This is a genomic window from uncultured Roseovarius sp., assembly GCF_947259555.1.
Taxonomy (GTDB): domain Bacteria; phylum Pseudomonadota; class Alphaproteobacteria; order Rhodobacterales; family Rhodobacteraceae; genus Roseovarius.
This window is the reverse complement of the sequence record NZ_CAMYMD010000034.1, coordinates 1-11,977: the sequence shown is the minus strand read 5'-3', so window position 1 is coordinate 11,977 and position 11,977 is coordinate 1. Positions and strand designations below refer to the sequence as shown.

12 protein-coding genes are annotated in these 11,977 nt (G+C 58.5%); 11 read left to right on the top strand and 1 reads right to left on the bottom strand.

Features of this window, described 5'->3' with window-relative positions; genetic code table 11:
• Positions 1 to 511 precede the first annotated feature (511 nt).
• A complete protein-coding gene (locus Q0X85_RS06170) occupies positions 512 to 1,570 on the bottom strand; it encodes an AraC family transcriptional regulator (protein ID WP_297770443.1) in 1,059 nt (352 codons plus the stop codon).
• A 105-nt stretch (positions 1,571 to 1,675) separates the two neighbouring features.
• Here Q0X85_RS06170 and Q0X85_RS06165 point away from each other — a divergent pair, with 105 nt between their 5' ends.
• The 11 genes from Q0X85_RS06165 to Q0X85_RS06115 form a co-directional block, all read left to right on the top strand.
• Entirely contained in the window at positions 1,676 to 2,077 is a 402-nt protein-coding gene (locus Q0X85_RS06165) for a helix-turn-helix transcriptional regulator (protein ID WP_366129442.1), read from the top strand.
• A 41-nt stretch (positions 2,078 to 2,118) separates the two neighbouring features.
• On the top strand, positions 2,119 to 3,618 hold the full coding sequence (locus Q0X85_RS06160) for a DUF1254 domain-containing protein (RefSeq protein ID WP_297770407.1): 1,500 nt from the start codon (positions 2,119 to 2,121) through the stop codon (positions 3,616 to 3,618).
• Positions 3,619 to 3,708: 90 nt separating this feature from the next.
• Positions 3,709 to 5,256: a DUF1254 domain-containing protein gene (locus Q0X85_RS06155; RefSeq protein ID WP_297770405.1), complete on the top strand. Its 1,548-nt coding sequence runs from the start codon at positions 3,709 to 3,711 to the stop codon at positions 5,254 to 5,256.
• Positions 5,257 to 5,317: 61 nt separating this feature from the next.
• Positions 5,318 to 6,838, top strand: coding sequence for a DUF1254 domain-containing protein (locus tag Q0X85_RS06150; protein WP_297770402.1), 1,521 nt, complete (start codon positions 5,318 to 5,320; stop codon positions 6,836 to 6,838).
• A 93-nt stretch (positions 6,839 to 6,931) separates the two neighbouring features.
• Entirely contained in the window at positions 6,932 to 7,702 is a 771-nt protein-coding gene (locus Q0X85_RS06145) for a hypothetical protein (protein ID WP_297770399.1), read from the top strand.
• 14 nt (positions 7,703 to 7,716) lie between these two features.
• Entirely contained in the window at positions 7,717 to 8,577 is an 861-nt protein-coding gene (locus Q0X85_RS06140) for a transporter (RefSeq protein ID WP_297770396.1), read from the top strand.
• A 129-nt stretch (positions 8,578 to 8,706) separates the two neighbouring features.
• On the top strand, positions 8,707 to 9,243 hold the full coding sequence (locus Q0X85_RS06135; RefSeq protein ID WP_297770394.1) for a hypothetical protein: 537 nt from the start codon (positions 8,707 to 8,709) through the stop codon (positions 9,241 to 9,243).
• A gap of 143 nt (positions 9,244 to 9,386) precedes the next feature.
• Positions 9,387 to 9,845 carry a twin-arginine translocation pathway signal gene (locus tag Q0X85_RS06130; RefSeq protein ID WP_297770391.1) on the top strand — a complete coding sequence of 153 codons (459 nt, stop codon included), beginning with the start codon at positions 9,387 to 9,389 and terminating at the stop codon, positions 9,843 to 9,845.
• A 106-nt stretch (positions 9,846 to 9,951) separates the two neighbouring features.
• Complete coding sequence (locus Q0X85_RS06125) at positions 9,952 to 10,701, top strand: DUF2092 domain-containing protein (protein WP_297770388.1); 750 nt, start codon at positions 9,952 to 9,954, stop codon at positions 10,699 to 10,701.
• Positions 10,702 to 10,704: 3 nt separating this feature from the next.
• Positions 10,705 to 11,727 (top strand): DUF6515 family protein, encoded by a 1,023-nt coding sequence (locus Q0X85_RS06120; protein WP_297770386.1) that lies wholly within the window; start codon positions 10,705 to 10,707, stop codon positions 11,725 to 11,727.
• Positions 11,728 to 11,753: 26 nt separating this feature from the next.
• A partial coding sequence (locus tag Q0X85_RS06115; protein ID WP_297770384.1) for a hypothetical protein occupies positions 11,754 to 11,977 on the top strand: 224 nt, incomplete at its 3' end.

The following is an 11,977-nucleotide window of genomic DNA, read 5'->3' as shown; positions in this document are numbered from 1 at the left end:
TGACGTGATGATGCGGAATTAAGTCAACCAAGAGCAAGGACACTCCGGAAAGGTCAGCGGCCCTCTGAGGTCGATGAGCCGATTGGAACCTCGCTCGCGGAATTCGTCAAGGCCAGCAGAATACCACCGCACAAACAGGCCGGACAGACGACAGTACTGACGAAAACGACCGCTGAAATTGTCAAAGAACTCTTGCTATGCAGGAGCCACCCACAGAGGACCTTCACCGGATCGAACCATGCCGCAGCGCAGCTTTCGCATTGCGGTCATTTGTGCATCTTGCAGCATTCTTGATGAATGGATGAGATCAGTTCGTTCGAAACCGAGCTTGCGGACAAATCTTTCTTTCTAAAAGTTCTTTGGAAATGGAGAGCTGACACGGCCACCTGTGCATGTCAACGCGCTGCGTTCGAGTGCAAAGGCTATGCTTTTCCGGGTAAGATCAAGTGTCTTGAAAAGGAAGGCGCACTGAGACGGAAGATGGCTGCCGATCCCCAATATTCATGCAGAGTCAGGTGCTTGCTCGATTCGTGAGAAGACCCCTTCTGGCGCTTTCGTTGCGATACTGCGTTGGTGTGACCCCGGTGAACCGGCGGAACGCGCGAGTGAAATGTTGCGGGCTGTCGTAGCCTGCCATCATTGCGACATCGATGACTTTCATGCCGGGCTCGTCGAGATGCGACCGCGCAAGATCGAAGCGCGCCTCCTGAACGATCTGCGAATAGGAACTGCCGCTCAGCTTGAGCCTGCGCTGCAATGTTCGCGTGCTGACCCCCGCGATATCGGCGGCAAAGGCGACGTCGATTCGTTCATCGTTCAGGTAGGGTTGGACCATCATGCGCAGCAGGCTGATAAATTCACAGGCAGATTGGCCATCCTTGACCTGCCTTGACGAAAGTGAAGGCACCGTGTTGTTGGCCGCTCCAATCAGAGCACAGGTTGGCTGGCTCAGTTCTGCACGCGAGACGACAACGGATGTCTGCGGCTGACCCATAAGGATACGGGTGTTCGGGAACGCCGCAAGGACGACTTGGGGAACGCAAGCCTTAGAAACAAAACAGATTTCACTCGGACACCAGGATGCCCCCATGATACTGCGTATGACCGAAATGACAGCCTGCACGTTTAGCCATTCGGCAAGGCATATGAAAATGTGGTTGTTCAGCCCTGTCATGGAGCAGATGACGCGCAGGTTATCGCCCTCTTGCAGCAAATGCATGTCAAGCGCACTATCTTCAGTCTGTGCGATGGCTGCCAAGGCCTCAAGCCGCATCAGGCCGGTTTGCGCGGTCAGGATGGCCGCCTGCTGTGCCGGGAGCAGCGACGCCAGAGAGGCGTTCTGGGCACCTCGCAGGCCCAGTTCCATGAGATTAAGGTCGTGGCCGGTGCGCGCGATCCATTCGAGGGCCACGGGAACGCTGACATAAAGATCAGGGGTCTCTTCTATGCGTGGCGGCAGCAGCGAGCGAGCAAGGTCACGGTCCACCGGCGCGCCGATTTCGCGCAGCACCGAGATGTAGTCGATCAGATGGGTCGCTCTGACGAGCGCAAGCCTGCGGTCCAAGCGCAATCCTCTCAAGGAATTTCGCGCGAAATTTGGCGCGGAATGGTCTGAGATCGAAATACGAATCAGTCAACGTGTACACAGAACAGCCTTGATCTGACGGTAGCACATATGACCCTCCGAACGAAGGATTCCGAAAAGGAGCATTTCAGGGCCAAATCGGTTGTTGCCGGATTGGCTCTGGCTGGAACCGTATCTCTCGAAATGGCGGCAGATCATCTTGGGATCAGCTCCCGCACACTTCAGCGCAGATTAAACAGGCGCGGTATCAGTTTCTGGGCGCTGGTCGAGCAGAGCCGGTTCGAGATTGCGGCCGCCTTGCTGTGCGATACGGACCTGAAAATCCACGCGATCGCGACCAGACTTGGCTACAGCTCGCCGAATGGCTTCAGCCGTGCATTTGCCAGATGGGCGGGTTGCTCGCCGAGTGCGTTCAGGGCCCTTTCCGCAGGGCCGCACTATGGCAAGCAGATTGGCGCGAAATGGGCAGAAGAGACACCCGCTCAAACGTAGTCTTCAAAGACAATTGATATCTGTCTGAGGAGAATCATGGGATGATACGTCTGCCCGCCATTAGTTCAATCGCATTCGCCATCGCCATGGGCCCTGCATTTGGGGAGGTATCGTCCGCAGAACTCGACGCGATCTCGATTCCCGACAAGGTCGAGACAGCGATTGGCACGCTCGAATTCTTTGATGGCGTTCCGACCGACGCCACCGTGGCCACCATTTATGACAACCTCGACCGCATGCGCGGCATGCAGGTGTTTCTCGACAACATCGGTGCCGTCTCGATGTATGCCGTGCGCACAGGGCTGGCCGATGCCGGAGCCAAGGGCGCGAACCGGATTGCACTGTTTGCGGACTTGATGGATTCGCAGACTCTTGTGGTTACGGCCAACACCTCGACGCTCTACGCCTATACCTATACCGATCTTGCCAAGGATGGCCCGACGGTCATCGAGGTGCCGCCCGGCATGCTCGGATTTCTCAATGATGGCTGGCAGCGGTTTGTCGGAAATATGGGTGTCACCGGGCCAGATGCGGGCAAGGGTGGCAAGTATCTCGTCGTGCCCCCAGGCTATACAGGCGACATTCCCGACGGCTATTTCCTGCTGACCCCCTCGACCAACCGAAACTTTATGTTCCTGCGGGGTTCAATTGCCAAAGGGCTTGAGCCCGCGGTCAAGAACATCACCGCGAACCTCAAAGTCTATCCGCTAAAAGACGCGGCAAACCCGGCCGAGACCGCCTTTGAAAACGTGTCGAACAAAGCCTTCAACACGGTTTTCCCCAGCGACTACAGCTATTTCGAAATCCTTGACCGGATCGTTCAGGAAGAGCCGATTGCGGCGATCGGCCCCGAAGCACGTGGCGCGATCGCGGCCATCGGGATCGTCAAGGGCAAGCCGTTTGCCCCGGACGACCGCATGAAGAAGTTGCTGACCGAGGCCGCCACGCTCGCCAATGCCACGGCACGCGCCATCACATATCACCCCCGGATCGACGGTGTGCGGATCTATCCCGACAACCCGAAAAGCGTCTGGTCGACGGCCTTCGCCAACAAGAACACCAGTTTCGAGGCGGATGGGGCGGTGAACCGCGACGCACGGGCGCTCTATTACTTCAACGCAGGCGGCGTCACGCCCGCCATGGCCACCAGCAGCCCAGGTCAGGGGTCCGATTACGCACTGGCTCTGCTCGATGCCAATCAACAGGCATTTGATGGTGCCAAGACCTACAAGTTGCATCTGCCCAAGGATGTGCCGGTGAAGGATTTCTGGGCACTGACCATGTACGACACGCAAACCCGGTCACAGCTTCAGACATCGCAGAGCTTTCCAACCATCGGCAGCCAAACCGAAGGCATGACCCAGAATGCCGATGGTTCCTATGACGTATATTTTGCGCCCGAGGCGCCCGAGGGCAAGGAGGGCAACTGGCTGCAGACCGTTCCGGGTAAGAGCTGGTTCACCATCCTGCGCATGTATGGCCCTCTTGAACCCTGGATCGACCAGAGCTGGCGTCCCGGCGAAATCGAATTGGTCAAATGACGTCGTCGGCGGGGTACACGTCCCGCCGAGATGACCCAAATGGCCTGTCGCACAAGCGCGTTCCGGCACTGACATAGAGGAAGAGAGTTGATGACACAGATAAACGGGTTTCCGGGCACGCTATATGCCTCGACATGGATCGGCGCCGTGCTGGCACGTTCGAGCGGAGGGCTGCGCTCCACAAAGCGGCACGCGACCAAAGCCTTGGCCGCCATCGCCCTTGTTGGCATGACCGCCGGCGCACAAGCCCAGACCGAACAGAAACCGGAGGATATCGCAGCGCAGGCCTATGTTTACGGCCTGCAACAGGCGATTTATTATGGCCAGAGATGGGTTTACACTCAGAATGACGCCAAGGAAAATATAGTCTATGCAGGCCTGAACCAGTTTGCTTGGGTGCGCAAGCAGATCACCCCGGATTACCCAGTGGTCACACCGAACGCGACTACGCTATATGGCGCGGGCTTTCTTGATCTGCGCGCCGGGCCGGTCGTCATAGAAGTGCCTGAGATCACCGATCGCTATTTCAGCGTCCAGATCATGGATCAGTACGGCATTTTTAGGATGATCGTCGGGTCGCCGTTCAATGGCACAAAGGCGCGAAAGTACATTCTCGTGCCGCCGGGTTTCACCGGCAATGTTCCGGCCGAATTCCCAACAACTGACATCGTGCAATGGCCAACCCTCACCGCGTATGGCGTCGTGCGGATGGCCGTTGAAACCGGGACCGATGCCGAGATCAAGACGATCAACGGCTATCAGGATCAGGTGACCATCACGCCTTTGGGCGACTGGCTGTCCAATGGCAACAAGGGCATCGCCCAAGCCGACAGAAAGATCGTAAAGGGCGATTTCCTCATCCCCGATGGTCTGCCCGAATATCAGTTCGGTCAGGTCGACAAACAGACTGCCGAGCAGTATTTCACCCTGCTCAGTGTGATACTGAACGATCCGACCATGCCGACGCTCACGGATTCCATCAAGGAAGCCGACATGCTCAAGCAGCTTGAAACCTTCAACATCGGCAAGGGTCTGACCTTTGACTGGGACAAGCTGACAGCAGACCAGCAAAAGGCGCTCGAGACCGGGTTCAAAGCCGGGTTCGAAAACGTGCGCAAGACGTTGAAGTCCAATATGATCAACATGAATGGCTGGGGCGTCGTGCGCAATGACGGCGGGTTCGAAACCCGCTGGATGGACCGCGCGATCGTCGCCGACGCAGCCTGGGCCGCGCCGGACAAGAACATCTCTCATGGTGGTGCGTTCCTGTTCACCGATTCCGACGGCAAGCCATTTGACGGCACGAACAAGTACACCCTGACTTTCGACATGAATGACCTCCCGCCGGTCACCCAATTCTGGTCCATCCCGATCTACAGCACCGAAGGCTATTTCGTTGCCAATGAGATCAACCGTTACACCGTCAACAGCTTCATGCTCGAATCTGGTGAATTGGCGGCCAAGGACGGCAAACTGGTGATCTACATCCAGAACGAAAAGCCGTCCGATCCGGATCAAGCCAAGAATTGGCTTCCGGCGCCCAAGGACGGATTTCGGTTCACGTCCCGCTACTACGGACCTTACGCCCCGCTGACGAACGGCACCTACAACATGCCCAAGGTCATCAAGGTGCAATGAGCGCCCGACACAGGTCACACAGTATCATAGCCAAATACCATCATCTATTTGGAGAACAAAGATGAAATTTGCCAAGAGATTGCTTTGCAGCACCGTCGTCACCACTCTGATCGGCACGGTCGGAGCCTTTGCCGACGCGCCGACTTTCAAGATGACCACACCGATACCGGAAGCGATCGAAACACCTGATAGCGTGACCACCCGGATCGGAGAACTGAACTTCTTCGACGGCTACCCGGATGACGCCACCGCGGAAAAGCTCTACGATAATCTTGATTTCATGCGTGGCGTCGATGCGTTCCTCAATGCCATGCCCGGCGCATCGGTCGAGGCTCTGCGGGTGGGATTGGCCACTCAAGGTGCCGACAACAACCAGACGATCCTGTTGTTCGAGAACCTGATGGACTCGCACTCGCTGTTCCTGACCCCGAACACCGAAACCGTGTACAATCTGATGTGGCTCGACACCAATGACGGCCCGCTGGTCTTCGAGACGCCGCCCAATGTTCTGGGTATCGTCGACGACCACTGGTTTCAGTTCGTCGGCGATTTCGGCAATGCAGGCCAGGACCAGGGCAAGGGTGGCAAGTACCTGCTCTTGCCGCCGGATTACACGGGTGAGATACCCGAAGGGTACTTCGTGCTGCAGTCGGGAACCTATGGAAACCTGGTTTTCTGGCGCGGCTTCCTAGATGAGACCGGCAGCCCTGCAAAAGCGATCGAGAACACCAGGAATTTTGCCAAGGTGTATCTGCTTTCGGAAGCGGACAACCCGCCGTCCATGAACATCGTTAATGTCTCCGGCAAGGAGTTCAACACCATTCACGCCAACGACTTCCACTTCTACGAGGAGGTCAACGACATCGTTCAATACGAGCCGTCCGATTCCTATCATCCGGAGGTCTTGGGGCAGCTCGCGGCCATCGGGATTGAGAAGGGCAAGCCCTTCGCACCCGACGAACGCATGAAGAAGATCCTGACAGAGGCCGTGTCCGTCGGCAACGCGACGGCGCGCACCATCACGTTCCGTCCGCGCATGAAGGAAGCCTACTATTACCCCGACAGTGCCTGGTACACCGGCTTTGTCGGCGGAAGCTATGAGTTCCTGTCTCAACCCGGCGTCCGAAACCTCGATGCGCGGGTCCTGTTCCATTACTACGCGACTGGGATCACGCCGGCCATGGCGCTGAAGCGTGTTGGCATCGGTTCTCAATACGCCCTCGCAACGACCGACAAGGACGGCAATCCCTTCGACGGCAGTAAAACCTACAAGGTGCAACTGCCGCCGAACATTCCGGCGGGCAGCTTCTGGTCGTTCGTGGTCTACGACAACCAGACCCGTGCATTGCTGCAAACCGACCAGCAGTTCCCCAGCATGGGCAGCAAGAACGAGGGGATGGTCGTCAATACCGACAGTTCCGTCGATGTATGGTTCAGCCCGACCGCACCGGAAGGCCACGAGGGCAACTGGATCCAGACCATACCCGGAAAGGGCTGGAACGTCGTCCTGCGCCTTTATGAGCCCGGGCAATCCTGGTTCGACAAGACCTGGCGGCCGGGGGAGGTCGCGTTGGTTAAGTAATAACGCTCTGTCCGTTTGTCCGCCGTACGGACAGACGGACCGCGCCATACCATCCCCGCGCCGACACTTCGGCACTTCAAGGACATACTCTGAATGAACAAAAATTCGCAACAGCAAGTGGCACGCTTGGCCAGCGTTGCAACGGCGGCAACGATGGTCATGGCGGCGGGACAGGCCACGGCGCAGGATTACCAGAACAGCGTAACGCTTTACGGTCTCATCCCTTGGGTCGACACGGAGGTGACGGGCAGCGGCGGCAATTCTGCTGAATCATCAGCGACGCCCGGTGATATTATCGATGCGCTCGATTTCACCTTCATGGTCGCTGGTGAGAGCCGCTTTGGTAAGATCAGCTTTCTCTACGATGCCCTCTACACCGATCTGAGCGAGAAGGGCACACTCGGCGGGCCATTTGCCGGGTCGGCCAAGGTCGATGTCGAAATGCTGCTTGCGACAGCCGCCCTTGGCTATGTGCTGCATGAGGGAAACGGCACGCTGGTGCAGGGCTATGGCGGCGTCAGACTGGTCGATGTCTCGACGGATGTCAGGCTCGCAGGCGGTGGCCCCGTCGGGGCTGGGTTCGACGCGACGGTGAACGACAGCTGGGTTGATCCGATTATAGGCCTGCGCGGGCGTATGGCGCTCAGCGAAAGGGTTTCCTTGGGCGGGTTTGCCAGCATCGGCGGTTTCGGCGTCGGGTCGGATCTGTCCTTCGATGTTTTCGGCGGGGTGGAATACGCGTTCAGTGATCGGTTCAGCGCCAATGCCGGCTTTCGCTACAACTCCTTCGATTACGAGGGTGACAATGCAGACCTGGATCTTGAAATGTATGGCCCCGTGGTCGGCATAACCATGAAATTTTGATGAGGATGAGGAGCTTGGACAAGATATCTGAAACGATTTCCATGCCGCTGCCCGCACAGTCGGCCGGGGTGCGGTCGTGGTGCTCAAATGTGCTGATGCTGGCCGCTGCATGTCTGGTCTGTGCGCCGATGGCCCAGGCGCAGGACACTGATCTGGCCAAGAAGCTGGCCAACCCAATCTCCTCGCTGATCAGCGTGCCCTTTCAGTTGAATTACGACTCCAATATCGGACCGGCGGATGACGGTGATCGGTTGGTCTTCAACATCCAGCCGGTCATTCCGATATCCCTGAACGATGATTGGAACATGATAACACGCGTCATCCTGCCGATTACCTCGCAGGACGATATTTTTCCCGGTGCGGGCGATCAGTTTGGCTTGGGCGACACCACGGTCAGCGCGTTCTTCTCGCCGGTCAAACCCGCCTTCGGCAAATGGATCTGGGGCGTCGGCCCGGTCGCCGTTTTGCCGACAGCCACGGACAGACTGCTTGGTGGAGAAAAATGGGCACTCGGCCCCACGGCGATCGCGCTGACGCAATCGGGTCCCTGGACAGTTGGTGGCCTTGTTAACCATGTCTGGTCATTTGCGGGTGACGGCAAACGCAATGACATCAACAATACCTTCCTTCAGCCCTTCGTCTCCTACACGACGCCAAAGGCCTGGACCTACACACTCAACACCGAGTCCTCTTATGACTGGAAGGCCGATGAGTGGTCGGTTCCGATCAACGCACAGGTTTCCAAGCTGACAAAGTTTGGCAAGCAACCGGTCAGCATCGGCGTGGGCGCACGGTATTGGGCCAATAGCAGCCCCACCGGCCCAGAGGGTTTCGGCCTGCGTGCCTTCATCACGTTCCTGTACCCGAAAGGATGAACCTGATGATCTCACCCGAACCCACGTCATTACCGCCCGGCATCGGTGATCGTCCGGTCCGGACGCATTCACGACCCTGATACTTGACCCGCTTCGACTATATCGAGGCCAAAAATTTGGAGACGAGACATGAATACTATTACCAAAACCATCGCCGTATTGCTGCTTGGCGCGGCCACGCCCGCGCTTGCAGCGGATCAGGACGTGTTGCCCATGAGCACCGACGACATCGCCCACTATCGCAACGTTGGTGATTGGGTCGTCCATGAAAACCGCACTCGGGGCTCGTGCTTCATTTCGCGCTCGGATGACGCGGGCCATCTGGTCCAGATCGGTCTGACAAAGGACAGCGACTACGGCTATATCGGCATTTTCCAGAAAGGCATCGAGCTGGAAGAAGGCACGAATGCGGTCGCGATCCTGATCAACGACAACCTCTATGTCGGCGAGTCCAAGACCGTCGTGCATGGCGCGTCGGACGGTTATCAGGGCGGCTACGTGATTGCGAGCGACGAGAACAAGAAGCAGATGCGTCTCGACCTCGACAAGCAAAAGGAAATGGTCGTCTTCCCCGACAAGCCGTTCACGGTCACGGTCAATCTCGATCACGTGCGCAACGCGATCTACGAGGCCCGCGAATGCACGACGAAACTTCAGGGATCCTGATCGGTCAACTTGATCTTCAAAACGGCAATCGTGCCCGCATTGCGGGCACGATCTCTCAGCCAAGGATCCGGAACATGAACACCACTCGATACCTGCCAAGGACTATGGTTCGCCCCCTCCTTTCGTTACTCGCGGCCATCATCATGATCCCGACCCTCACTTCTCCCGCCCGAGCAGGGGAAGCCGCCGAGATAGATGCGAATGTCAATGCCGCGCTGGAGCGGCTCTATACCGAAGTCCCCGGCACGCGGGTTCTGGCGCAATCGTCGACCGGCGTTCTTGTCTTCCCGAGCATTGTCAAAATCGGGTTGCTGGCCGGGGTGCATGGCGGACGCGGTGCGCTTCGCATCAAGGGCAAGACGGACGGGTATTACCGGAGCCGCGCGGTGTCCTATGGGCTTCAGGCCGGGGCCCAGGCCTTTGGTTATGCGCTGTTCTTCATGGATCAAAGCGATCTGGACTATCTGCTGCGTGACAGTGACGGCGTGGAGATCGGCCTCGCGCCCTCGCTGGTCATAGCCGATCAGGGGATGATGCGCTCGCTCACCACGGCCAACCTCGATCAAGGCACTATTGCGGTATTTTTTTCCAGCAGGGCCTGATGGGTGGTGGCGGGCTTCAGGGCAGCAAGATCACCCGAATCTTTCCGAACCGACCCGAGACCGACCGGCGCGAAGCGACAGCAACCGATGCGAGAAGGAACACCCTATGCCATTCCATAACCTGCGCGGCACGATCTTTGGTCTTGTTATTGTCATGACCCTTCCGGCGACTGCGATGGCGCAGTCACAGGCCACGCCATCGATCGACGACCTTCTGCGGGGCATGACCGATACGTTGAAGAGCTCGGCTGCCCTCACGCTTCATGTCGAGAAACTGTTCGACGACGTTCTGGTGACCGGCGAAAAGTTGCAATATGCGGGCGCAGTCGACGTGGCGCTGAGACGGCCGAACCGGTTTCACGTCTCCTACGGGGACGATCTGAGCGCCATGGAAGCGTGGTATGACGGCTCCCTTTTCGTTCTGGTCGATCTCATGGCCGGGGTCTACGGATTGCTGCCCTCAAGTGACACGATCGACACGACGCTTGCCGCCGTCGCGCAGACCTACGGCGTGCGGATGCCGCTTGGCGGCCTGCTGTCGAACGGCGCCTATGAACTCATCACCGAGCGCACCACGCAAAAGCGATATGTCGGTCTGCACGATGTTGGCGGCGTTCCGGCGCATCACATCTATCTGACGGATGGCACCGTGGCCTGGCAGCTCTGGATCGACGCAGGCGAGAGCCCGTTGCCGGTCAAGCTGGTGGTGACCGCACTCGACCTGCCCGGCGCGCCTCAGACGCTCTTTTTTTTCACCGAGTGGAACCTCGATCCTGATCTGCCCGACGAAACATTCTCGCCCGAGATACCCGACGGCGCGGCACTTGCCGCGTTCCTGCCTGCAAAAGGAGAGTGAGCCATGCAAGACTTCCCCAAAAGGAAAAAACCGTTCGGGTCGAGCGTTATCGCCATCTCGCTGGCGGCCGCGCTATCCATGATCTGTGCCGATTTCGCCGAGGCGCAGCGTCGGGCCGGCGGTGGGGCCCGTTCAGCGCAGCGCTTCAGCAACAGTGGTGCGGGGGGCACGCAACGGCGCGCTGCACCGCGCGCGCCCTCCGTCCAGAGAAACCGCGGCGATTTCGGTGGTGGCCTGAATGGTCAGAACGCTGGTCAGCGGGTCACAAGGCAACCGGCCGCGAATGCAGGCGCACGGCAGGAGAACCGAGCAGCAACCCAGGCAACGCGGAGCGGTGATCGGGCAGGACAGACATTCGATCGGCAGGACGGGCGCACCGACCGGACCGAAATCCGACAGGACGGGAGTTCCGACCGCACCGAGATGCGACAGGATGGACGCACCGACCGGAACGCCGACCGGCAGGAAACCTACCGTCAGGTCTCGGACGATATCTCTAACAACCGGTACTGGGGGAATTACTATAGACACGGTCATTACAATTACTGGCATGATGATGGCAATGACGCGGCCTGGGCGCTCTTCGCGGGGCTTGCCATCGGTGCGATGATCGCATCCCTGCCGCCCAGATACGAGACGGTCCCCGTCAGCGGAACCACCTACTATTACGCCGACGGCACCTATTACGCCCAATCGGGCAGCCAGTATCAGGTGGTCGCCCCGCCGGTCGGTGCAACCGTCGAGAACGCCCCAACCCAGGTCACCAGTGTCACCGTGAACGGCGCGGAATACGGCTACTCAGAGGGCGCCTTCTATGACGTGAAGCCGCCTGCCGATGAAGAGAGAGCGCCCACCTTCGAAGTGGTCCCCCCGCCGATTGGCGCGACCGTCCCCGACCTTCCGGAAGGGGCCGAGGTGCGCAAGGCCAAGGACACCGATTACTTCGTCTATGCGGAGACCTGGTATCAGCCATTCTACAGCGGCTCGACCGTGATCTACATGGTCGTGGCCGATCCGACGATCTGAGTTGGAACACGAAAGGAGCCCAGTTCATGAACAAAGACCCGACCGTCGAAGCGGCCAGAATTGCGCGCGGCGGGCTCTATTACGAGATGCAGGCCCGGCTCGGGCTGGTGAAGGACGACCAGTTGCGGCCGATGTCCAGAGCGTTTCTCGTTGTTCTGATCGCGTGGGGCGTGCCTCTGATCATCAGCGTTTTCGAAGGCACGGCTTTGGGCAGCTTTGCCGACATGCCGTTCCTGCTTCACCTGCCCGT

Coding starts and splice junctions, on each gene's coding strand:
- Q0X85_RS06165 (WP_366129442.1), top strand. CDS start 1,676: ATGACCCTCCGAACGAAGGATTCCGAAAAGGAGCATTTCAGGGCCAAA.
- Q0X85_RS06160 (WP_297770407.1), top strand. CDS start 2,119: ATGATACGTCTGCCCGCCATTAGTTCAATCGCATTCGCCATCGCCATG.
- Q0X85_RS06155 (WP_297770405.1), top strand. CDS start 3,709: ATGACACAGATAAACGGGTTTCCGGGCACGCTATATGCCTCGACATGG.
- Q0X85_RS06150 (WP_297770402.1), top strand. CDS start 5,318: ATGAAATTTGCCAAGAGATTGCTTTGCAGCACCGTCGTCACCACTCTG.
- Q0X85_RS06145 (WP_297770399.1), top strand. CDS start 6,932: ATGAACAAAAATTCGCAACAGCAAGTGGCACGCTTGGCCAGCGTTGCA.
- Q0X85_RS06135 (WP_297770394.1), top strand. CDS start 8,707: ATGAATACTATTACCAAAACCATCGCCGTATTGCTGCTTGGCGCGGCC.
- Q0X85_RS06130 (WP_297770391.1), top strand. CDS start 9,387: ATGATCCCGACCCTCACTTCTCCCGCCCGAGCAGGGGAAGCCGCCGAG.
- Q0X85_RS06125 (WP_297770388.1), top strand. CDS start 9,952: ATGCCATTCCATAACCTGCGCGGCACGATCTTTGGTCTTGTTATTGTC.
- Q0X85_RS06120 (WP_297770386.1), top strand. CDS start 10,705: ATGCAAGACTTCCCCAAAAGGAAAAAACCGTTCGGGTCGAGCGTTATC.